Origin of the sequence: Paenibacillus sp. 7541 (assembly GCF_002276395.1) — a bacterium.
GTDB classification, from domain to species: Bacteria; Bacillota; Bacilli; order Paenibacillales; family Paenibacillaceae; genus Paenibacillus_AQ; species Paenibacillus_AQ campinasensis.
Genome location: NZ_NQLZ01000006.1, coordinates 1 through 23877, shown reverse-complemented (window position 1 = coordinate 23877; position 23877 = coordinate 1). Strand labels below are relative to the sequence as shown.

Genomic DNA, 23877 nt, shown 5'->3' with positions numbered 1-23877 from the left:
ACGGCTAAGCCCGCGTAAGCTGCGCCAGTCGCACTCTATACGGGTGCGTGGATTGAAATTTGGCGGATATGTCACGCAACAACAAACGATTACGTCGCACTCTATACGGGTGCGTGGATTGAAATAAAACAGGAGCCGGGCCCGACCCGGTTTTTGTTTGTCGCACTCTATACGGGTGCGTGGATTGAAATCTTAATCGCATCAAGTACGGACGATGTCGGCTTACCTCGTCGCACTCTATACGGGTGCGTGGATTGAAATGTTACTCCTGATCCTGCTGCCGGTATTTCAAAGTCAGAGTCGCACTCTATACGGGTGCGTGGATTGAAATTGCGCCATTTCCAACTCAGCTGCTGCCGCATCGGTCGCACTCTATACGGGTGCGTGGATTGAAATACCGAACTAATTATGGTCATGACGTGGGTTAATGGTCGCACTCTATACGGGTGCGTGGATTGAAATAACCGGTCTGCAATACCACTGATGATGCCGTATACGTCGCACTCTATACGGGTGCGTGGATTGAAATAAGAGTTGTTGAGCATCTATACTGCCGTGCTTTGTCGCACTCTATACGGGTGCGTGGATTGAAATTAAAATTATATTTCAAAAAAATAAAACCCTTATCTAGTCGCACTCTATACGGGTGCGTGGATTGAAATTATCATCGTTACCCCGAACTGCAGCTGAAGATCGTGTCGCACTCTATACGGGTGCGTGGATTGAAATATTGTGCAAAGGAAGGATATTGAGCAATTGATGCAGTCGCACTCCATGTGAGTGCGTGGATTGAAATTGATAGTATTTGGGTCAAGTGGCATCCGCATTAGTGTTGCACTCTATGTAAGTGCTTGGATTAAAATTACCCGCATTGTCCGAATGAAATCGTGCCTGGTGAACATTTTGTAAGTCGCAAATTCTTATCTCCATGCAACCCAAAAGGTTGCTTTTTTGTGATTTTCGTAAAACTACATTAATAGTAGTGCTAACGCGTCAGTTTTTCAGAGAGAATAATTACAAGGTGGCTAAGTCAGAGGGATAGATCTATCTTTTTACCTATTTATTGGTGAAATCTGGCGAATTATATGGTAAAATGTAACTAATTGTTATGTCATTTCGCGAGGAGATGTGCTTAATGTATATTGCACACGTTCGAGAACTCGATAAAGAAATTCAACCAATAAACAAGCACCTGCTTGGAGTACAACGGCTGGCGGAACAGTTCGGGGAAAAGCTGGGCCTGAAACATGTCGCTGGGTTAGCCGGGCTGCTTCATGATCTGGGAAAGTATAGTGATAAGTTCCAAGAATACATAGACATCGTTGCCTTTCACCCTGAATTGCCTCAGCCGAAGCGTGGTGAGGTCGATCATTCTACAGCTGGAGGCAGACTGCTGTTTGAGCTACTCCACCATAAAGAAAGTTCCTTCTATGAAAAGTTACTGGCCGAAATCGTCAGCAATGCCATCATCTCGCATCACTCCAACCTCCAAGACTATCTCTCACCTGACATCGAATCCGATTACTTAAGACGAGTGCAAGATAAGACGCTTCCTGAGTACGAATTGGCTATTGACCGTTTTTTTATGGACACCATCTCCAAAGAAGAGTTCATCGACTATATGAATGCTGCTGTGGATGAACTCAAACTGTTCACTGACCATAGTCCGACACAAAGCTTTTTTGTTACAAAATACATCTTCAGCTGTTTAATTGATGCGGATCGGACCGACACGCGTAGTTTTGAAGAACAGGTTGAGGCTGGAGAGCCCACACAGCATCTTCTTTTGTTTGACGCCTACTACCGTCGTTTAATGGGTCATCTTGCCACTTTCAAAGAAAAAAGTAATGCAAGCGAACCGATCAACGTATTGAGAGCCCAAATGTCGGAACAGTGTGATGTGTTTGCTGTCGAACGCCCATCCGGCATTTATACATTATCCATCCCCACGGGGGGAGGGAAGACACTTGCCAGTCTTCGATATGCGCTTAGACATGCTCTCAAGTACGATAAGCAGCGGATCATTTATGTCGTCCCGTACACCACAATCATCGAGCAAAATGCGGGTGAGGTCCGAAAGATTTTAAAGGATAACGAACATATTTTAGAACACCATTCCAATATTATCGAGGAAGAGCAGGAGGGTAAGGGAGATAGTGATGAAGCAGATGACGGGCTTATTACGAATAAAGAGAAACTTAAGCTTGCTCGCGACAATTGGGACAGTCCGATCATTTTTACAACCCTTGTCCAATTCCTCAATGTTTTTTATGCCAAAGGCAACCGCAATACGCGACGTCTTCATAATTTGAGTCATTCGGTGATTGTCTTTGATGAAGTGCAAAAGGTTCCTATTCACTGTATTTCTCTGTTTAACGAAGCATTGAACTTTCTGAAGCAAGATGCCCATTGCAGCATTCTACTATGTACTGCCACCCAACCGACCTTAGAGAAGGTGCAACACAGCCTCTTAAAGAACCGGGATGGGGAGATTGTGCCGAATCTTTCTGAGGTGTCGAAGGCTTTTAAACGGGTCGAACTTGTGGATAAAACGGATAAGTCTATGACCACTGGAGATTTGGCGGATTGGATTAATGCAGAGATTCATGAGTGGGGAAGCACTCTTGTCATTCTAAATACAAAAAGCGTTGTTAAAGATTTATATGAAAGGCTACAGGGAGGGCCCCTGCCTGTCTATCATCTGAGTACGTCGATGTGCGCGGCACACCGGAAAGAGAAGCTCAAGGAAATTCGAGATTTGCTGGAAGATCAGGTTCCGTTTATCTGTGTAACCACGCAATTAATAGAAGCCGGTGTCGATGTCAGTTTTAAATGTGTCATTCGCTCTCTTGCTGGACTGGACTCTATTGCCCAGGCAGCTGGCCGCTGTAACCGTCATGGAGAAGACGAATCGCAGAATGTATACATTATTGATCATGCGGAGGAAGCACTTTCGAAGCTGAAGGAGATTAAAGTTGGGAAAGATACGTCCAGCAACGTACTCGCAATATTTAAGAAGAAAGCTGACAAATATGAGGGAAGCCTGCTGTCACCAAAAGCGATGACCGAATATTTCCTATACTACTATCATAAAATGGAGGCTAATTTAAATTATTTCGTTTCGGAAGTAGACAAAGAGATGACCAAGCTCTTGATGTCTCTTTCACCGGAAAACGATTATGTGACTCACTATCAAAAGAAACATGGGACAAGCTTTCCTTTGTTGTTAAATGGGAGTTACAAAACGGCAGCGGAGCATTTTCAGGTCATTGATCAAAAAACGACTTCCGTCCTCGTGCCTTATGGAGGAGGTAAAGAACTGATTGCGCAATTGAACAGCGGAGCATGGCTTGAAGATGTTAGCAAGTTTTTGAAACAAGCCCAACAATATACGGTGAACCTGTATTCACATGAGCTGAAGCAATTAAGAGAGAGTAACGCAATTGTAGAGCACTTGGACGGTATGATTTATGAGGTGAAAGAGAACTGGTACAGTGATAATTACGGTGTGGATTTGAAGGGGGAAGGAGGAATGGATGAATTGATAGTTTAAAAACCTGTCTTCATAATAAGACAGGTTTCCAATTTTCCCTATAAATATTTCAATCCGCGCTTTATTAAAGCGAATGATGAAATTATACCAGAAGTCGGTTTTAATTTCATCATTACATTGTGAAGTTCATTTAAAGAGAAAATTGAAATAAAAAAAGTATTGACGACCTAGAAAAAACGCAGTAACCTATGAGTGGGATATTTTTCCTATGAAAATAATCCTAAAGGAGGTGATCCAAACCATGAGAAACGAAGTCCAGTTCGAAGTTTTCGGCGACTACGCTTTATTCACCGATCCTCTAACCAGAATTGGAGGTGAGAAGTTATCTTACAGTGTGCCTACCTACCAGGCAATTAAAGGCATACTAGAGTCCATCTACTGGAAACCCACTATCATGTATATCATCGACGAGTTGCGTGTAATGAATCCGATCCAGATGGAGTCAAAAGGTGTGCGCCCGATTGATTACGGGGGCGGGAACACGCTGGCTAATTATACGTATCTTAAGGATGTCCGTTATCAAGTAAAGGCCCACTTTGTCTTTAACGAACACCGGCCTGATCTCGCCTTTGACCGCAATGAAGGGAAGCATTACAGCATCCTTCAACGTTCGTTGAAAGCGGGTGGACGCAGAGATATTTTCCTCGGTACTAGAGAATGCCAGGGATATGTACAGCCTTGTGAATTTGGTAGTGGAGAGGGTTTTTACGATACGGATGAAAGAACGCAGTATTTAGGAACGATGGTCCATGGGTTCAATTATCCGGATGAAACGGGAAGGAATGAACTTTCGGTAAGACTATGGCCTGTTGAGATGAACAAAGGGTATATCCAGTTTCCAAAGCCGGAGGAGTGCACGATTGTTCGTCCCGTTAGAGAGATGGAGCCCAAATCGTTCAATTCAGATAACATCGAGTCAGCGGAACAACTGCTCCGTGATTTAGGAGGTGAATAAGATGAGTTGGCTGCTCCACCTGTATGAAACCTATGAAGCTAATTTAGATCAAGTTGGTAAAACGGTGAAAAAACGTAGTGACCGGGAATACACGCTGCTCCCTGTGTCACATACGACCCAGAATGCACATATAGAGGTTACGATCGATGAAGACGGTGATTTTCTGAAGGCTCGGGTGCTTGATAAAGAGAGCACTTTAATCCCATGCACCGAGGAGTCAGCGAGTCGATCAGGCTCCAAAATTGCTCCGTATCCGTTACATGACAAGTTGAGTTATGTCGCTGGTGATTTCGTGAAGTATGGCGGTCAGATTAAAAATCCGGATGAGCTGCCTTTTGATAAGTACATCCGCAATTTGGAAGAATGGGCCAATTCGCCATATGCCACAGAGAAAATGAAATGTATATATACGTATTTACGCAAAGGCCGATTAATCGAGGACTTGGTGGCCGAAGAAATCATCAAGCTGGACGAGAACGGTCGATTGATAGAGAAATGGGATAAAAAATACGAAGAGAAGCTCGGGGAAAAGCCACCTATTTTCTCAAGCGGGGCTGCAGATACGTCCAGTGCTTTTATCAGATTTAATGTGTTCACCCCTGATTCACCGGAGGAAGTTTGGAAAGATAAAACGATGTATGATTCCTTCATTGCCTTTTACAATCAGAAGCTGGGGGAACAGGATGTTTGTTTCGTTACCGGAAAAACTCGTCCGAGTACGGAGCGGCATGCGAACAAAATTCGTCATGCGGCTGACAAAGCAAAGTTAATTTCTGCGAATGACAATTCTGGCTTCACTTTTCGCGGACGCTTCAAATCGAGTAAGGAAGCCGTAGCGATCAGTTATGAAGTATCGCAGAAAGCGCATAACGCCTTGAAATGGCTGATTCACCGTCAAGGGAAAACAATCGATGAACGCGTCTTCCTGGTGTGGGGCAACGATAATGGTCCTGTTCCGAATACGGACGAAGATATTGTAGACATGATGCGGCATTCAGGCCGGGAAATCGAACGGGAACCAGATACGGACAAACCGTATGCCGAACAAGTAAAACGAGCAATTGACGGGTTCAGGAATGACCTTACATACCAAGCAGAAGTGAATATTCTCGTTCTGGACTCGGCAACGACGGGCCGAATGGCGGTGCTTTACTATCGCCATATGAATAAAGAGCTGTATTTAAACCGTTTGGAAGAGTGGCACAAGTCTTGTGCCTGGGAGCATCGGTACCGCAGGGATGAAGAGAAGTTTATTTCATTCTATGGAGCCCCAGCAACCAAGGATATTGCTTTTGCAGCTTATGGCTCAAGAGCGAGTGAAAAGATCGTCAAAGGGTTGATGGAACGGGTTATTCCTTGCATCGTTGATGGACGCGCAGTTCCCCGAGACATTGTTAGGAGTGCCTTCCATCGGGCTTCGAATCCGGTTTCGATGGAACGGTGGGAATGGGAGAAGACGCTAAGTATTGCATGCGCATTGATCCGGAAAATGCTGCTGGAACAAAAGGAGGAATGGAATGTGCCGCTAAACACCGAGTCCAAGGATCGAAGTTATCTGTTTGGCCGCTTGCTGGCTGTGGCGGATGTGCTGGAGCGAGGGGCGCTTGGCAAAGACGAGACGAGGTCCACCAACGCGATTCGTTATATGAACTCTTTTGCCCAGAATCCTAGTAGAACCTGGAAAACAATTCAGGCCAGTCTGCAGCCTTATCAGGCCAAACTGGGTACGAAAGCCACCTATTTATCCAAGATGATTGATGAGATCGCCGATCAATTTAAGGATGGCGACTTTAATAATGCTCCTTTAACAGAGCAATATTTGCTGGGATTCTACAGTCAACGCCGTGAACTTTATAAGAAAAAAGAGGAGGATACAAACGAATGAGCATTCTTGATCATAAAATTGATTTTGCTGTTATTTTATCAGTTACAAAAGCCAATCCGAATGGGGACCCTTTGAACGGCAATCGTCCTCGTCAAAATTATGATGGCCACGGAGAGATCTCCGATGTAGCTATCAAACGTAAAATCCGCAACCGCTTGCTGGATATGGGAGAGAAGGTTTTCGTCCAGTCCGATGACAGAAAAGCGGATGAATTCAAAAGTTTGCGTGAACGTGCGGATGCTCATCCGGAGCTGGCGAAAATGCTGAAAGGGAAAAATGCATCAACCGATGAATTTGCCAAACTCGCTTGTCAAGAATGGATTGATGTGCGCAGCTTTGGACAAGTATTTGCTTTCAAAGGTTCCGAGCTGTCTGTAGGCGTCCGTGGTCCTGTGTCCATTCATACTGCAACTAGCGTTCACCCGATCGATATTGTCAGCACGCAGATCACCAAAAGCGTCAACTCCGTAACGGGGGACAAGCGCAGCTCCGATACGATGGGCATGAAGCATCGTGTGGATTTTGGCGTGTACGTGTTCAAGGGCAGTATTAACACCCAACTTGCGGAGAAGACAGGTTTTACAGAAGAAGATGCCGAGAAAATCAAGCAGGCGTTGATTACGCTTTTTGAAAATGACAGTTCTTCTGCTCGCCCAGAAGGCAGTATGGAAGTCCATAAGGTTTACTGGTGGAATCATTCTTCCAAGCTGGGACAATATTCGTCGGCCAAGGTGCATCGTTCCTTAACGGTTCGTTCGGAAACTGTGGACCCCAAAAGCTTTGATGATTATACAATTGAACTTGAGGAACTCGATGGTTTGAATGTCGAGGTTATTGATGGTCGTTAATGACGAGGACCGCTATTTGATGTTGTCAGGGCTCCAGCATTTCCAATTCTGCAAACGTCAGTGGGCCCTGATTCATATCGAGCAGCAGTGGGAAGAGAATGCTAGAACGATTGAAGGTCAGCACTTGCATCATAGAGCGGATCAACCTTTTATCAAAGAAAAGCGTAGAGACAAGTTGATTGTTCGCGCAATGCCGATTCAGTCCAAGGAACTGCAGCTTAGTGGAATTTGTGACGTGGTTGAATTTATCCAGGACCCGGATGGCGTAGAGCTGGCGGGAGTGAAGGGTACTTATAAGGTCTACCCGGTTGAATATAAGCGGGGGAAGCCGAAAAAAGGAGACGAAGACGTCATTCAGCTAGCAGCCCAAGCGATGTGCCTGGAAGAGATGATGCTGTGCCGTGTGGACACAGGGTACATATTCTACAACGAGATCAAGCATCGCATCGAAGTTCCGATTAGTGACATGCTGCGGGACCAAGTAAGACAAATGGCAACGGAAATGCATCATTACTACGATAAACGTCACACGCCGAAGGTAAAGACAGGTCCATTCTGCAAAAATTGCTCCTTACAGCATATCTGTGTGCCTAATCTAATGCATAAACGCTCCGTCCAAAGCTACATCGAGGGGAGGCTGAGGGAATGAGGAAGCTGCTTAATACGTTGTATGTCACTCAGCCTGACACCTACTTGGCACTTGATGGTGACAATGTGTTATTGCTTAAAGGTGATGAGAAGCTGGGCCGGTTGCCGCTTCATAACTTGGAGGCCATCGTCAGCTTTGGATACACGGGGGCTAGTCCTGCGCTAATGGGGTATTGCGCTGAGCGGAATATTTCCATCACTTTCTTGACACAAAGTGGCAGATTCTTGGCAAGAGTGATCGGTGAGAGCCGGGGAAACGTCATTTTGCGAAAGACGCAGTACCGAATTTCTGATCATGAAGAGCAAGCAACGAAGATCGCACGAAACTTCATTACAGGGAAAGTTTATAACCATAAGTGGATCCTGGAGCGTATGACGCGGGAATATCCGCTGCGAATTGATGTTGAACAATTTAAAACCGTGTCGGGTCAGCTCTCGGACATTATGCGGGAAGTCCGTAACAGTAATAACCTGGAAAGTCTGCGAGGCTGGGAAGGTCAAGCGGCGGTTTACTACAACCGTGTGTTTGATCAGATGATATTGCAGCAGAAAGAAGACTTCTTCTTTCATGGGAGATCCAGGAGGCCGCCTAAGGATAAAGTGAATGCCATGTTGTCTTTCGCTTACACGCTCTTGGCTAAAGATACAGCTGCGGCACTGGAGACCGTGGGCCTCGACGCTTATGTCGGCTTTATGCACCAAGACCGTCCTGGCCGCGCTTCACTGGCTTTGGATCTAATGGAAGAGCTGCGAGGGATTTATGCAGACCGATTTGTGCTATCGCTGATCAATCGAAAAGAAGTGACAGCCAGCGATTTTGTTACAAAAGAAAACGGAGCTGTACTGATGACGGACGAGGCGCGTAAATCGTTTCTGAAAGCATGGCAAACCAAGAAACAAGAAAGTATTACACATCCCTATCTGGGTGAGAAAATCTCTTGGGGGCTGGTTCCCTACGTTCAGGCCTTATTATTGGCTCGTTTCTTGCGCGGTGATTTAGATGAGTATCCGCCATTCTTATGGAAGTAGGTGAGCCCTAATGCTTGTACTCATTACTTATGATGTTCAAACGTCAGGGGCAGGAGGTGCTGCAAGGCTGCGTAAAGTGTCCAAGGCGTGCCAGAATTACGGGCAGCGGGTGCAGAACTCCGTGTTTGAGTGCATTGTGGATGCAGCCCAGTTCACTGCTCTGAAATTGGAGTTGACCCAGTTAATTGATGAAGAAAAAGATAGCTTGCGCTTCTATCGGTTAGGCAATAACTACAAAACCAAAGTAGAGCACATTGGGGCCAAGCCGGCGATAGATTTAGAAGAGCCGCTTATCTTCTAGTGGTGCGAACCCCAAGCGCACATCAAATCCCTGGGAGGTTCGCACCCCGCGTCATTAAAGGGTTTGTAGAGATTTTGGCTGAAATTAATGAAAAAATTCGTGCTCGCAAAGTAGGTTCGCACTTTTAGGCATGCGAAGCCTTGTGGCTCAAGGCTTCGCAAGGCCCGCTGTCGCTCTCCATGTGAGAGCGTGAATTGAAATAATCTAGATCCCAAATCACTCACATCTCTTCCTCCTGTCGCTCTCCATGTGAGAGCGTGAATTGAAATAATTCATCAAGCGTCCCTTCGTTCCAGGCATGCACAGTCGCTCTCCATGTGAGAGCGTGAATTGAAATTTGAAAGCCAATTATACTCACAAAGTCCAAGAGATTGTCGCTCTCCGTGTGAGCCCATGGATTATTTGGCTCCAACCTAATTACCAGTGCTTGAAATCATAACAGGCTTGAAGCAAAGGGGAAGAGGGAGACTGGAGAAGCAAAGCGCTCGCCTTTGTCCCCGGATTTCAACCGCTGAGGCGGTAGTAATCAAGAAATCTGGGGGTGGGCAGCGATCGGAAGTCCCCTCATTCCCCGTAGCGGCATACTTCACTGAAAATCAAGCACTGATCTCTGATTTGAGCTCTTTATTTTGATGAAAATGGATGAGCGGTTGCACGCCATGCGAGACGTGGTCTTGTGTATATCGCCCATGGACCTGCTAACAGCGTATTGCCATTACCGTTAACACTAAGGTAGTGAAAAATAGCACATGGCTTACAAAACAAAGCGTGTATAATCATCAGGTAAGCGAATTTGCTTTCGGCAAACTCGTGATTTTTTTCACTTATATTGTGAAAAAAATAACAAACTACGAGAAGGAGTAGGTAGCATGAGACATCTTAGGGGCAAGTACGGAAGAAAAAGTTTTTTAGTAGCACTCGTATTTATTTTGATTATGAGTATGATCGGGTGCAGCGGCTCGGACAAGGAAGAGGTCGCTGAAACGGCGGATCCCCAGGGGATTTACACGCCGGGGACTTATACGGGGGAAGCGCAAGGCCTACATAGTACGATTAAGGTAGAGGTGACGGTTGATGCCAGCAAGATTCTATCGGTCAAAGTGCTGGAGCAGCAGGATACGGAGGGAGTCAGCGATGCGGTCTTTGATATCATTCCGCAGAAAATAGTAGAAGGACAGAGTTTGAAGGTTGAGGTGGTGTCCGGCGCCTCCGTGTCCAGCGAAGGTCTGATCGAGGCGATTGCCGATGCTTTGGCGAAGGCCGGCGCCGATATCGATGAATTAAAGAACAGGGAACCGATTAAATCGGCTGCTAAGGAAGCGATTTCCAAGGACACCGAGGTTGTTGTGATCGGCGGAGGTGGAGCGGGTCTGGCTGCTGCGGTCTCGGCTGCGGAGAACGGAGCCAAGGTTATTCTGATCGAAAAATCACCTTCGCTCGGCGGGAACACCCTTCGTTCGGGAGGCGAATTCAACTCCTATGATCCGGTCAGACAGCCTAATGTTGAGATGACCAAAGCGCTGACCAATGAGCTCGAGGAAATTCTTGCCTTCGACGAGCAAGAATTCGGCGATTATGCGGATACGCTGAGAACACTCAAGGGACAGATTGAGGAATACTTTAAGAGCGGGGATACGAGCAAGTTATTCGATTCCCCAGAGCTGCATGCGATTCATACCTATATCGGCGGCAAACGAACCGATCTGGAGGGCAAAGAAATCTCCGGTAAATTCGAACTGGTCGATACCCTCACGTCCAACAGCTATAGCACGATTGAGTGGCTGGAGAGCCATGGCGTGAAGTTCCAGGACGGCATCGGTACGGTTTTGGGTGCCCTGTGGCCTAGAACTCACCATAACGTCGAACCACTCGGAATGGGCTACATTAACAATATGGAAAAAAGAGCGACAGATCTCGGCGCGGAAATCATGTTGAATACGAAAGCGACCCGACTGATTGTCGAAAATGGCAGAGTTACGGGCGTGACTGCCGAGCAATCGGACGGCACTCCGGTCACCCTAATGGCTTCGAAGGGCGTCGTTATGGCGACTGGCGGTTTTGGTGCGAACACGGAAATGGTTCTGGAATACAATAACTACTGGCCTGAACTGGATGCCAATATTCTGACAACCAACACGACGAATGCTACAGGCGACGGTATTGTTATGGGTAAGGAAGTCGGAGCGAGCCTGTGGGGCATGGGCTTTATCCAGCTGATGCCGAGCGGTCAGCCGGGAACAGGGGCCTTGTCCGGCGGCGTGTGGGGGAGTGCGGAAACCCAGATTTTCGTAAACAAGGAAGGCAAGCGATACGTGAACGAGTACGCGGAAAGAGACGTGCTAGCTGCCGCTGCTCTGGAGCAGACGGATCAAACCTTCTTCATCATCAGCGATAATACTTCGCTGGGTAACCCCGATCTGAATGGGAAGACAGGCTGGGGCGATAACTATCAAGACCTGATCAAGAACAAGAATATATTCGTCGCTGATACCCTGGAGGAATTGGCCGAGCAGATGGGGGTTCCGGTGGATACCTTTGTGGCCGAGATGAAGAAGTATAACACCTATGTAGACAACCAATTCGATCCAGAATTCGGTAAGAAGAATTTTGGGAATAAGCTGGAAACCGCTCCGTTCTTTGCAACACCAAGGACTCCATCGGTGCACCATACCATGGGAGGCCTTGAGATTAACGAAAAGGCCCAGGTATTGAATACCGAAGGCAGCCCGATTGAAGGCCTGTTCGCAGCTGGTGAGGTAGCTGGCGGTGTTCATGCAGGCAACCGGCTTGGCGGCAACGCGATTACGGATATTTTCACCTTCGGGCGAATTGCCGGAGCTAGTGCAGCGGGCAATTAATTCGAGTACGCACGGATAACAACCATACAAGCCTCTGCTTCTTCTGCCACCTTTACTGTGGAGAGAAGCAGGGGCTTGTTCCTGTTTATCTGAAAATGGCTTAGGCAGAGCGTATCACCGAACCGCAAATTTGAAATGCGGCCCAAACCCAGCTATAGTGGATGAATATACACCTATATAACCTGACTCGCCTTGATAAGATGATTCAGACAGGAGAGAGTACAAATGAAATATTTTCGATATGATTTATTTATAGCGCAGAATACGGATAACGTTCCTGAGGAAGAACGGCAAGAAGTGGACAGGCAGTGGCAGCACAACCGCGAAGCCTACAGTGCTATTCTGAAGACGCTTTCTTCCCGGCTGCCCGTGGATGTGTATGCCCATTTTAACTCGTGGGGATTTCATGATTACCGTCTGACCAAGATGGATATTGAACATCGGAGCCTGCATGATATGAGCGTGCATTTCACGCTCTCCAGTGATATTGATAACGAAGAGAATGAGGAATTGTGGTGCCTCTGCTTCGATAAGGTGTCCTATATTCAGTACCAGCATCTCAACTATGATAACGATCAGTGTGTGATGCATCCGGAAATCGACGACTGGTTATACGAGGAGATTATGCCGGTTAACGAGTCGATGCTATCGTTCGAGGTGCTGTTCTCATCCGGCGGGAATGTGGTGCTGCATTTCCCGGATCAATCGGTATCGATCAAGCGGGTGAAATAAAGATACTCCCTGCGCTGCAAAAGAGGGGAGGGCTCCCCTCTTCATCCCAGCGCGGTATGCATATTCTCCTAGAATTCAACTCCGCGTACTTTGGAGAATACCATCGTATCTCTCAGCGCGCCTTGGACGCCCAGCATATCTTGCCGGAGAATGCCGTCTAAGGTGAAGCCTGCCCGCTCCGCGACACGGCGGCTTCGCGTATTGCGCGAATCGCACCGGATCTCGATCCGGCTCGCTTGCAGTTCGCGGATGGCAAAGTGGGTTATGGCATGTACGGCTTCGGTGATATAGCCTTGTTGTTGACAAGAAGTGCGCACCCAATACCCGATCTCAAAGCTCCGCGACTTCCAATTCATGCGGTGAAGCCCGCTGCTGCCGATGAGCTGTCCTGTGTACTTATGCACGAGATGCAGCCTCATGTCCTTGCGCTCCAAAAAATGCACCCTCGCTCGCCGAATGCTAAGTTCGGATTCCTCGATGGTCGGAACGGTCTGCGCCCAGGGCATCCATGGTCGTAATTCCTCGACACTTTCACGGACCGCCTCGTTGACCGCCGCACCATCTCCCCATAGCGGGGCACGAATCAACAGTCGTTCGCTCTCAAAACTTTCAGGGAAGTCCAGCAATAAAGGATCGATCGGAAGAGTACGCATCATCTCAACTCCATGAAAATATTTCCAATCACTATACCATGCCGTTTATCCACTTTTCAATGAAAATTTTTCAGCGCGGCCGGGTGGTTGTTCCGGACGGGGAGTTTCGGTCAATTCATGTACTATCCTTCTATGAGGATTGAAATGGCATAAAGAAGTAAAAGGCAGGAGGCGTCCATATTGGCACTAATCACAGATATCCCTGAGAATCATCGACTGTCCTCGCAAGCGCTCATCGAATTTGTGAACCGCTTGGAGCAGCTGCAATTGGAGGTGAACAGCTTTGTGCTGCTGCAGGATGGCAAGGCTACCGCTCAATTCTGGCGGCCGCCGTATCGGCGGGATACCCCGCAATTATTATTTTCCCTTAGCAAAAGCTTCACCGCCATCGCCGTAGGCATCGCATCCGATGAGGGATTCCTGAACCTGGACGATCCTGTGATCTCTTTCTTCCCCGACCAGTGTCCGGATGTCATCTCACCGAATCTCGCCAAGATGACCGTGCATCACCTGTTGTCCATGAACGCAGGGCACCATGATAACATCTATGATCAAGTGGCGAAGGAGCAGGACTGGGTAACCGCCTACCTGGCTCTCGATGTCGAGCATGAACCGGGGACTCACTACCGCTACAGTACGCATTCAACCTATATGCTGTCGGCGATCATTAAGCAGGCGACCGGCCAGGATATGATGGATTATCTGATGCCCAGACTATTCGAACCGCTCGGAATCCAGCATCCAGTCTGGGAGACTTGCCCTCTCGGCATCACGGCCGGCGGCATGGGACTTAGCATGACAACCGAAGATATCGCCAAATTTGGTCTGATGCTTGCGAACCGAGGTGTCTACGAGGGTAAAAGGGTAGTTTCCGAGCGGTTTCTGGAGCTGGCTACCACCGAACAAAGCGACAATCGTGCCGGGGCAGTGCGCATCGATTCCGCCCAGGGCTATGGCTACCAGTTTCATATATGCCGGCGCGGGTGTTACCGGGGGGATGGCGGGTTTGGTCAGTTATGTTTTGTAGCGCCTAAGGAAAATATCGTCATAGCCGCCACCTCCAGCTTCAAGAGCATGCAGCCGCTCCAGACCCTTCTGGATCTGATCTATGCGTATATTATCGATCGCTTGGACAGCGGCGTATCCTATAACCCGCAAACGCATGCCGAGCTGCAGCATCGGCTGGCCCATCTCCGCAGCCGGGTCCCTGCGCCTCAGCCGGTCCCCGTCCGCTTGCCCCTTGTGCATGCCAGCCGCTACCTAATGGACGATAACCCGCGTGGATTGCGAACCGTTTCCTTCTATCTCAAGGAAGCGCAGCAGCTGGAGCTTGTCATGACTTATGCAGATGAGCCGGATCATGTGCTGCCTTTTGATTATTCAGGGCCGATGCATACACAGGATGTCTTTCATAAAGATTTGGCCTTGCATCGGCAGGAGGTTGTAACCTACGCCGTCTGGCAGAATGAGAACACACTTCAGTTAACCTTGTTCTATATTGAGACACCTTATGTGGTGACGTATATGATGACGTTCCTGGATGGGGGCGGGATGGATCTGGAGTTTCATATCAATGTATCGATGAATATCGCGGGATACAGGGTGAGGGGACGATTGGCGAATTAGGCTACAGGAGGAGATATCCGGATGAGCGCGCGGCTCATGAGTCATGGAACTCCTCCAGCACCTTGGATTTATCTCCATATATTTTATCCAGATGATCTTCACCCCAATAGCATAAATGGTCCAGCGCGGGCTTCAATCCCCAGCCGTAGGGCGTTAACTCATACTCCACTTTCGGAGGGACTTCATTATACACCTGGCGTGTAATGATCTCATCCTTCTCCAGACCTCTGAGCTGCGTGGTCAGCATTTTCTGAGTAATTCCGGGAATTAACCGGCGCAGCTCGGACGTCCGTTTCCGTCCTGTCATCAAATGATATATAATGAGCGGCTTCCACTTTCCACCCATGACTTCTAAAGCGGCTTCCACGCCGATTTGATACTTCTTCTGAACGGAATCATCCATCTGTTCACGCATTCGCTTAAACCTCCGTTAAAAGGCTGAGTTGGGCTCGGAACAACCTGCCGAATCCATGGGATCCATACGCTCCTTAGGTCAGGTCCCTTAGGTCAAGGTCGTCCCTTTGTCGCTGCAAGGGGAATTACGCAGGGCACCTCCATGTTCCTAGGGCACCTGCATCTCCCTATAGCACTTCAAAGTGCGTTCTTCCAGCCCCGTTTCTTACTGTTTATAATAGCATCAGCCAGAGATCATGGCTAGAAATGAGCGATTGCGAAAGGTAGTGGGGATACCATCATGAACGTGTTAACTGTCGTTTCACATCCGAGGCAGGATTCCTTGACCTTCAAGGTGGCTGATCGGTTCGTACAAGGTCTTGCTGAGGCGGGTCATGAGGCGGAGGTGCTGGATTTGCACAGGATTGGTTTTGATCCGGTTCTGCAAGGCGCAGATGAGCCCGATTGGACCGCTTCGGAACAGATCTTCTCTCCTGAAGTAGAGAAGGAAATCAACCGGATGAAGGCGCATGATGCGCTGGCGTTTGTTTTTCCAGTCTGGTGGTGGCATTTGCCGGCGATGCTAAAGGGATATATTGACCGCGTCTGGAACAATGGGTTTGCATATGGGGCCAACCACCTTCATCATGAGCATGTGTTGTGGATCGGTCTGGCAGGCGTATCGAAGGAGCAGATGCAAAAGCGCAACTATGATGAAATGATCACCCATCTGCTGAATGTGGGCATTGCCGATTATTGCGGTGTGTCCAATTCCAAGGTGGAACTCCTATACGAGACCCTGGATTCCAAGCCTGAGCACTATGACATGCTGCTGAATCAGGCTTACCGCCTAGGGCTTAATTATGGTAAGGATCATTAAGTAACACGGCGGGTCAGCGAGGATGTCGGGGTTCGCTTTGGCGGAAAGAAGAAGAGGGGGAGCTATGACCCGGTATCCAGTCCCCCCATCATATCATTCCACGGCCATACACAGGCGGTGGAATTTTGTGCTACCCTCAAATGGTGTCATTTTTTCACAAATGAATTCTTTGGCATACGCTCTATGACAGTTCTATGAACTGGCTGCAACAAGAGGGCTATGCAGGCTTCGGTTAAATATAGTAATCAAATGAGAGGGCTTGTTGAATCGGCAGGCAAGTCGTTCAGCTTCGCTAGCGAAGGGGGTGTATATCGTATATACTGGTAGAGCCAATTTAACTTTCTAGGAGTTGTCTGACACACTATGATCAAGAAGGAAGTCGCACATATACGCAAGCAATTTAAGCTCGATAACGATCTGCTGAAGATCGACGACATTCTGAACGTATACATTATGAAGGAAACGAACGAAATCTATCACTGGGAGCGGCAGCCGTTCGAATTGTTGGACCGGGAGAAGCAGGAGCTGTACATGGGCAATTTCAAAAAGCTGCTGACCGGTGAACTGGATCATAAGCTGTTCGAATTGAAGTTTCAGGCGGATACGGGGGAACCGACGCGGGTGATGCTCCACCAAGGGCTGTCGACAGGAGATCCGGAAGAGTGGCAGGACCTGATGCTGATGTTGGTGGACAAAATGATGGAGGATGCCAAGTATGAACGGGATACGGTTGTCACGTTCGTTCGCGGAACTTACTACCGTCCGACCAAGGCCCGGAATGAGGAAGCCGAGGAGACCGGCAAGGATGAGGTGTTCGGGCATCCATTCATCCTGTGCAGCGTCAATTCCACCGAGAAGCACCGGAAGACGCTCCTGTTCGATTATGTAGAGAAGGAATTCAAGTACAATGTCATCGTGGATCCGATTATTAAATTGAGTACACCGGAGCAGGGGTTCTTCTACCCCAGCGTGACGGACAATTATTCCGATGTGAATCGCATTCTGTACTGCACGGGCAAATCGAATGATCCGAACCCGCATTTCATCGAGCAGGTATTGAATGCCGAAAGGTCTATGACCGCCATGGAGGAGCGGGGCGTCTTCGAGGAGATCGTGAAGGAAGTGGCGGGCGAACAGCTCGACGCCGCTACGCTCGCCCATGTATATGAGGAAATCAACGCTGTCATTGAAAGCAACCAAGAGGCGGAAGAGCCGCCGAGGCTGGATTATAAAGATGTGGAGCGCGTGCTGACCGTCAGCGGTGTGGAGGACGTGACACCGGAAAAGGTGGAGCGAGCGTTCGAGACGGTGGTGGATGACCGGAATTATGAACTGAAGGCGAGCAGTGTGATTCCTAAATTTTCGTCCAAGTCGATTAAGATTAATACGAAGGTCGCCACGATCTCGCTCAGCCCGCAGGATTTAAGGTATGTGAAGCAGGTGAACTACCAGGGGAAACGCTGCATTCTGATTGAGGTCGATGAGGATGCCGTCATTGAAGGTTTTACGCTGACGACGGAGACGCTGTTATAGGGGCGTTCGTCGCACCGGAATGGATCTCGGACTTTTCTGCAGTTACAATGCGGGGTAATTTTATGGTACAATATGTATATAATAAAGTGGAGCGAGGATGCTGCTAACATCCCCACTCCTGACAACAGCCGCTTTTAAGGGCGGTAGGCTGTACAAGGTTCAGAAATAGGTCGTCACCTTTGCCTAGGGCGGCCTATTTCTTTTTGTTTTGGTTCAATGCCAAGACAATCGTGACGACCAATCCGATAAGCGTGACAAGCAGCGAACCGAATTGCATCATTAATGTCAAAGCATCCTTAACCTCCACAGGCATCACCTCCCTTCCGGGAGACTAGCCGACCGCCCATAACAGCCATTCTGTTGTATGGTTAATTATACCATATCGGAAGAACAGCGCCTATGATGCCGCGTTCGCAATTTGGTTGAACTTTATGCAAAGGAAATATTGTTACATAGGAGGATCCATGGCCTGGAGCAAATTAAAGCAGCAGCTGGAGAGCTTTCTCTCTCCCTCGTTAAATGGAAGGGTCGAGTACCGGGCAACCAGTTATCGTTATTTGCCGGATAAACCCGGCATTTGTTATCTGGCCGTCGATAAGAAGAATGTGCTCAATATGAGTGATACAGCAGGCCCTATACGTTGGTATCAGACCGAGCAGGAAATCAAGAATGACCCGAATATCCAGGTTCCTGTCACCCCCGATGAAATCGAAGCGGTCCGAAAGGATACGAAAGGAACCGTTCCCGAGGATCGTCTACAGGTGATTGCAAGAAACCGCAAAATAACCGAACTTGCCAAGGAGCTTCTGTCCGCCCAGGCCGCATTAAGCAAATCCAACTTTACCGTAGCAGCGACGGCGTATTTAGCGACTTCGATAGAGGAAAGCCTGGAGAGCCGTGACATCCTGTTGAATATTCTAGCCTTGATGGACAGGCGTGTTGGCAAAAAGCGAATGCTGAACATGGCGGAAACAATAAAGCTAAAGCATCCCGCTGTGCAGTACTTTTATGAGCTGCGGCGGAGTATGCTGTGAGCCATATACTTCTCTGGATACGGAGAACTCCGTATCCTTTTTGTTATAGCTTTTACCTATAGCTAGTTATGATTTATTGGTATGCCTTCTAACGCCGCTCCTCATGATATGATTCTCGATATACAATACATGGGGGGATTTACATGACGGATAAGTTTCAAATCGTGGGAAGTTTGCTGCGTCCGGAAGAACTGCTGAAATATAAAACACAGATTGAACATCGTGACGATATACGATACCCGTTTTATGAGGATTTTGAAGGGTATGCCGAGTGTGAGACAGAGGCGATCAAGCAGGTCGTTAAGAAAGAGATCGAGCACAACCTGTCGGTGGTTACGGACGGCGAGTTCTCCAAGTCGATGTGGCATCTGGATTTTGTATGGGGCTTTGCTGGAGTTGAGCGTTATATCGCCGACCACGGCTACTATTTCCGGGATGTGGACGGAACCTCGAAATATGAGACACGCAAGGATATTGGGCTGCGCATTACGGGCCCGCTGAGCGGCAAGAACCATCATTTCATCAAGCTGTTCAAGAAGCTGCAGGATTTCGCAGGCGATCACCAAACGAAACTTTGTGTGCCGTCCCCTTCGCATATCTACGGTGAGCTGTCCTGGTCGGATAACATTGGCGGCACCGATGCTGTGTATCAGAACAAGCAGGAGCTCAAAGCGGGCCTGGTGAAGGCCTATAAGGAATTTGTGTCAGAATTCGCTGCGGCAGGCGGCAAGATCCTGCAATTCGATGATTGCTTGTGGGAGCTGTTTGCAGACGACAACCCGAACTCTCCGTTTACCGGGGAGCATGTTAACCAAGAGGAAGTACAGGGGCTGGCCACGGAGTTCATTGATATTAATAATACTTTGATTGACTTCGGACATAGCCTGGGCTTGAAAATGTGGACGCACAACTGCCGGGGGAACTACGATTCCCGCAACATGGGCGGTGGATCCTATGCGAAAATTGCCAACCTGTTCCTGAAGCAATTGAAATATGACCGCTTCTTCCTGGAGTGGGATGATGATCGTGCAGGTTCAATTGAGGCACTGGAGGTGTTCAAGGACAGACCGGAAACCGAAATTGTTCTGGGCCTGCTGTCCTCCAAAACAAGCACGCTGGATGATGAGGAACGCGTCATCCGTCTGCTTAACGAAGCCTCCAAAATCCTTGATAAGGATCGACTGCTGCTCTCGCATCAATGCGGCTTTGCATCCTGCGATGGCGGTAATGAGCTAAGCGAAGCCCAGCAATGGGCGAAGATCGATCAGGGTCAAAAGATTGCCAAGCAATATTGGAACGAGTAAGTTCGGATAACCATCCGCATCATTGAGCTAATAAAGGGATGACTCAGAGGGCCTATCATGGCCCTTGCGAGGCATCTTTTTTTTGTGCCTTCCCTTATGAAGAAGTTATATACTTCCAGGCAAACTTGTACTAATCGGGCTGCACGACGGCGGTCAGTCGACCACATGCGGAGAAATTAGGGAGCGGTTACAGGAACATGAGGGGAGAAAATAATGATAGATAACCATGATCTGATGAACAAAGAGCTGTTGCTCTCGGAGCTGGATTCCCTGGGTTATTCGGACAGGATGAAGCGGATGGCGCTTCTGGGACGCCAGCATACAGGAGATGCGGATTATTCGGCGCTGCTCGTATCCTTGCTCGAAAGCGGCACCGCCTATGAGGCGCATTTAGCCTTGACGGGAGCGGCTGTGGTGAACGATGCCCGTGCGGTTATGTTGGCGCTGAAGCACCCTAAGGCAGGGGTCAGAGGGCGGGCGGCTAGACTGCTGCCAGAAGTGGTGACAGATCCGGACGATTCGATTGAAGCTGAAATCGCTATGATGTCCTATCATTGCCGACGCCAATTGCTGCGGAGCATCGTGAATACATATCGTCAGGATTGGGCAGAGCGGCTGCTGCCGCTCGTGCTCGACCGGTGGGGGGCACAAGAAGCGTCCTTATTATTGGCCGTGTGCAAAGAAGAGACGGTTCACTCCAGGCTACCGCAGCTGGGGTATGCTTTGCACAATTGGCGGCTCCTAACGAAGAACCATCCCGATCTGGTTGCAGCATATTTCAAGAATGCTTTACAGAACGCAACACAACGGGAAAAGGCCGGTGTATGGTGGACACTCTCTTCCGCGATTGAAGTGCTGAGTGCTTCAAGACCAGCAATCGTGCTGGAATGTGCCTTGCAGCTTTGGCCGAAGGAAATAATTCATCCTGTACTCAAGCAGCAATTGGGCATTCTGATTCAGGCCAGCCCTGAGGATGTATTCGAGCTGCTGACACGAGCGGAGGCGCGGGGATATCTTCTGAATCATGGCGTTCCGGCAGGCGTGTTGAAAAAACGAAAAATGTTCACCATAGCGCAGTGGACCACACTGGCGGCACTACTTGCAGATCAGCCGGCGCATCTAGCCAAGGTGCTGGATACCCTTGCCCCGTCTTGTCGCGAAGCGATATTTCATGCCGCTTATAAGGAAGACGAACGGAAGACGCGCGTGTTCCCCATGCCGCTGCTGGACGTACTGCCGCACCGGCTGCGTGACAAGGAAGCTGCCCGCATGCTGGAGCTTCGCGACATTCGTGATGACCGTGAGAACATGCTCGAAACGACGGCACGTCTTCTGATCGTTCATGCCAGGGAGAAGCTGGAGCAAGCCGTTCAGGTGAATAATAGCGATGAGCGTGCTGCGGCTTATGTCCATCTCATTCGGTGCACGGCGCTATCCCGAAGCGGAATGGATGAGACGCTGCGCTTCCTGACCCGAATCAAGAACGACCAGGATCCCGTGCGCTGGCAAGTGATGGTCGAGCTCTCAAACTGTCCGGCCCCCATCTTTAAAGAAGAGCATGTGAACGATCTGACTGTGCTGGTGGATAGCGTGGTGGAAGCCAGGGACACTTCGTACGGGACAAGATCGGCGACGGAGAAGCTGGCTTTTGCCCTGCTGCGTGAACATGCCGCGGAGCCGAAGGGCGTGCTGTTTAAGTTCGCTCTGAGAACGTTTGGAAGATTGACGATGCGCGACGGTCAGTTTGCGCTCTTCTGGATGAATTGGGATAGCATCCCAAGCTCTGCACTGGAAGCGTTGTTTGATGAGATTTATGCCTTTGGGGTAGAGGCGAACAAGCGTGAAAACGTAAGTGTGGTCCTGCATATGGCTGATTTGTTCGGAAAAGCCGTGGATCGATTGCCGAAGCTGCAGCTTCTGCTGGAGGAGCTGCTGAAGGCCAAGGTGGTACCGACGCAGGCGGTCCATTATTGGCTGGCGCCGTATAGAACTCGGGATGCGAGGGTTAGAGAACTGCTGGACAGAGATCCATCCTTCATCTCATTTCACGATGTGTTTATGCATCTGCATCTGAAGCGTCAGGAGTGGCTTACCCCGTTCATCTCGGGGAACATCATCCAAGGCAAGCATTTATCAGGAAAAACGATTTATGTCGTGCCCGCCTCTAATGGATTTCATCGGTGGCTCCCGCGTCAGCAAAAGGCATTCGCCTCTCTCTTGGAACGGGTGGCACTGGATGACAAGCGGAGTTTCCATGAACGTGCGTCGGCGATGCGCAGCTTGGCCGTCATGCCGGATTATCGCTCCGATCAACTGAAGGTCCTGCTGCAGGACCAAGAAGTGCATGTCGTTGAGGCAGCGCTTTACGCCTATTCGTTATGGGAAGAGCCGGAGCAGGCACTTCCTGTATTGCTGGATCATCTCGATGGAGACCGTGCCCGGGTTGCCATGTACTCGATCCCTAGATGCATGCGCAGGGTAAGCCCGGTGACGCTGACATCGATGCTGTCGGATCTGCTGAATCGTGAGAAATTGAAAATCACGGTGAGAAAAGAGGCCGTTCGCTTGCTTGGAGCTTATAAAAGCAGTGAGAACATGACGCTGCTCATTCGCGAATACGAGAAACCGAATGTACACAAAGACGTGACGATCGCCATAGGTCATGCCGCCAGACAATGGCTCGATGATGAACGCAGCTGGACCATGTTGCGTGACATGGCTGCTTCTCCGCAGCGTGATATCGCAAGAAGCCTGCTTAACCAATATGCTGGTGGACTTCCCGTGCAGGACAGGTCAAGGTATTTACAATTGATTATCGAGATCGCAGGACATGCTGATGCTGTTGTGGCAAGAGAGGCCTTCCAAGTCATGAGCCAATGGGTGAATGGAAGTGAGGAGAAGGTGGCGGCCTCCGCAAGCAGAGCGATTCTGGATATGGAGGACAAAGGCAGATGGAGGGCCGCGATGGATACGCTCATTGCGGCATGTTATGACGGAAAGGTGAATGATCAGGTCATCAGCGTCTGCACACAGCTGGCCGACATGAAGACGAAGACCGAGTGGGATGCTGCTCCGGAGAGAGACCTTCCGGAGCGACAGCGTCTCGTGGCTTTGATTGACAAGCTGACCTCATTGCCTCCCAATGCAAGGCGGGTGCTTGTTCCTCTATATACGGGCTTGATTGATGCTCTTAAATCCCAAGAAACCCTGAAACCAGCCGTGATTAAGCTATATTTGGCGATGGTTGAATGGAACCGGGCGGATCTGGCTGCCCTGCATTTGGAGCCTGTGATTCAATTGGTGGATTCACACCCGTATCTGCTTGACTACGCTTATAGGCTGATCGCTCAGGCAGCCAGTGCCAGTCAGGCGTATTGGAGTCCGGAGGCCATGCTGGCCCTGGTGGACTACTTAAGAAATGGGCAGCTGTTTGCGGCCCAATATATCGGGCTTTCTTTGCTTAAGATTGCCGGAACATCGCTATTGTGGAACAAGGCTTGCACTGACCGATTAAGAGCATACCGGAATCATGAGTTGGAGGCGATTCGTCTGGCGGCACTGGATATTTGGACCGTGCTTGAATAGAACATCTATGCATCCAAGATGGTTTGCGTGCAGTGCATAAATTTATGTTTTCAGAAGGGG

The 23877-nt window shown here is 49.0% G+C and carries 18 protein-coding genes and 1 CRISPR repeat array (1 of these 19 only partly in view); of the genes, 15 read left to right on the top strand and 3 right to left on the bottom strand.

Annotated elements, in window-relative coordinates; all coding sequences use genetic code 11:
• Window positions 1–796: a CRISPR direct-repeat array (repeat unit 32 nt; unit sequence GTCGCACTCTATACGGGTGCGTGGATTGAAAT); it reaches 912 nt to the left of the window's first position.
• A gap of 339 nt (window positions 797–1135) precedes the next feature.
• The 9 genes from CHH75_RS04755 (at window position 1136) to CHH75_RS04715 (ending at window position 12809) form a co-directional block, all read left to right on the top strand.
• Window positions 1136–3553, top strand: coding sequence for a CRISPR-associated helicase/endonuclease Cas3 (locus CHH75_RS04755; protein WP_095397566.1), 2418 nt, complete (start codon window positions 1136–1138; stop codon window positions 3551–3553).
• A 241-nt stretch (window positions 3554–3794) separates the two neighbouring features.
• The gene (gene cas5c, locus CHH75_RS04750) at window positions 3795–4508 is read left to right on the top strand and encodes a type I-C CRISPR-associated protein Cas5c (RefSeq protein ID WP_095397565.1); all 714 of its coding nucleotides are present in this window, start codon (window positions 3795–3797) and stop codon (window positions 4506–4508) included.
• 1 nt (window position 4509) lies between these two features.
• Complete coding sequence (gene cas8c, locus CHH75_RS04745; protein WP_095397564.1) at window positions 4510–6393, top strand: type I-C CRISPR-associated protein Cas8c/Csd1; 1884 nt, start codon at window positions 4510–4512, stop codon at window positions 6391–6393.
• Entirely contained in the window at window positions 6390–7241 is an 852-nt protein-coding gene (gene cas7c, locus CHH75_RS04740) for a type I-C CRISPR-associated protein Cas7/Csd2 (protein WP_095265438.1), read from the top strand. The genes cas8c and cas7c overlap by 4 nt, the downstream gene beginning before the upstream one ends.
• Window positions 7231–7890: a CRISPR-associated protein Cas4 gene (gene cas4, locus CHH75_RS04735; RefSeq protein WP_095265437.1), complete on the top strand. Its 660-nt coding sequence runs from the start codon at window positions 7231–7233 to the stop codon at window positions 7888–7890. The genes cas7c and cas4 overlap by 11 nt, the downstream gene beginning before the upstream one ends.
• Window positions 7887–8918: a type I-C CRISPR-associated endonuclease Cas1c gene (gene cas1c, locus CHH75_RS04730; RefSeq protein WP_095397563.1), complete on the top strand. Its 1032-nt coding sequence runs from the start codon at window positions 7887–7889 to the stop codon at window positions 8916–8918. The genes cas4 and cas1c overlap by 4 nt, the downstream gene beginning before the upstream one ends.
• 10 nt (window positions 8919–8928) lie before the next feature.
• Window positions 8929–9219: a CRISPR-associated endonuclease Cas2 gene (cas2, locus tag CHH75_RS04725; RefSeq protein WP_095265435.1), complete on the top strand. Its 291-nt coding sequence runs from the start codon at window positions 8929–8931 to the stop codon at window positions 9217–9219.
• Window positions 9220–10088: 869 nt separating this feature from the next.
• Complete coding sequence (locus CHH75_RS04720) at window positions 10089–12077, top strand: flavocytochrome c (RefSeq protein WP_095265434.1); 1989 nt, start codon at window positions 10089–10091, stop codon at window positions 12075–12077.
• Window positions 12078–12302: 225 nt separating this feature from the next.
• Window positions 12303–12809, top strand: a complete 507-nt coding sequence (locus CHH75_RS04715; protein WP_095265433.1) for a hypothetical protein — start codon at window positions 12303–12305, stop codon at window positions 12807–12809.
• Window positions 12810–12877: 68 nt separating this feature from the next.
• Here CHH75_RS04715 and CHH75_RS04710 read toward each other — a convergent pair whose 3' ends face one another.
• Entirely contained in the window at window positions 12878–13465 is a 588-nt protein-coding gene (locus tag CHH75_RS04710; protein ID WP_483310917.1) for a GNAT family N-acetyltransferase, read from the bottom strand.
• Between the two features lie 177 nt (window positions 13466–13642).
• On the opposite strand from CHH75_RS04710, the gene CHH75_RS04705 reads away from it, so the two are divergent.
• Window positions 13643–15088, top strand: a complete 1446-nt coding sequence (locus CHH75_RS04705) for a serine hydrolase domain-containing protein (RefSeq protein WP_095397561.1) — start codon at window positions 13643–13645, stop codon at window positions 15086–15088.
• 34 nt (window positions 15089–15122) lie between these two features.
• Here the strand turns inward: CHH75_RS04705 and CHH75_RS04700 are convergent, their stop codons facing one another.
• Window positions 15123–15503, bottom strand: a complete 381-nt coding sequence (locus CHH75_RS04700) for a winged helix-turn-helix transcriptional regulator (RefSeq protein ID WP_095265430.1) — start codon at window positions 15501–15503, stop codon at window positions 15123–15125.
• A 279-nt stretch (window positions 15504–15782) separates the two neighbouring features.
• Between CHH75_RS04700 and CHH75_RS04695 the strand changes: the two genes are divergently transcribed.
• Both CHH75_RS04695 and CHH75_RS04690 read left to right on the top strand, forming a co-directional pair.
• On the top strand, window positions 15783–16361 hold the full coding sequence (locus CHH75_RS04695; protein WP_095265429.1) for an NAD(P)H oxidoreductase: 579 nt from the start codon (window positions 15783–15785) through the stop codon (window positions 16359–16361).
• A 363-nt stretch (window positions 16362–16724) separates the two neighbouring features.
• Entirely contained in the window at window positions 16725–17894 is a 1170-nt protein-coding gene (locus CHH75_RS04690) for a DUF4317 domain-containing protein (protein ID WP_095397560.1), read from the top strand.
• A gap of 193 nt (window positions 17895–18087) precedes the next feature.
• On the opposite strand, the gene CHH75_RS25130 is transcribed toward CHH75_RS04690, so the two are convergent.
• Window positions 18088–18201 carry a putative holin-like toxin gene (locus tag CHH75_RS25130; RefSeq protein ID WP_244908173.1) on the bottom strand — a complete coding sequence of 38 codons (114 nt, stop codon included), beginning with the start codon at window positions 18199–18201 and terminating at the stop codon, window positions 18088–18090.
• 157 nt (window positions 18202–18358) lie between these two features.
• Here CHH75_RS25130 and CHH75_RS04685 point away from each other — a divergent pair, with 157 nt between their 5' ends.
• The 3 genes from CHH75_RS04685 (at window position 18359) to CHH75_RS04675 (ending at window position 23817) form a co-directional block, all read left to right on the top strand.
• Window positions 18359–18928: an SF0329 family protein gene (locus CHH75_RS04685; protein ID WP_095397559.1), complete on the top strand. Its 570-nt coding sequence runs from the start codon at window positions 18359–18361 to the stop codon at window positions 18926–18928.
• 143 nt (window positions 18929–19071) lie between these two features.
• The gene (locus CHH75_RS04680) at window positions 19072–20232 is read left to right on the top strand and encodes a cobalamin-independent methionine synthase II family protein (protein WP_095397558.1); all 1161 of its coding nucleotides are present in this window, start codon (window positions 19072–19074) and stop codon (window positions 20230–20232) included.
• Window positions 20233–20466: 234 nt separating this feature from the next.
• Window positions 20467–23817 (top strand): HEAT repeat domain-containing protein, encoded by a 3351-nt coding sequence (locus tag CHH75_RS04675; protein WP_255222956.1) that lies wholly within the window; start codon window positions 20467–20469, stop codon window positions 23815–23817.
• Window positions 23818–23877: the final 60 nt, after the last annotated feature.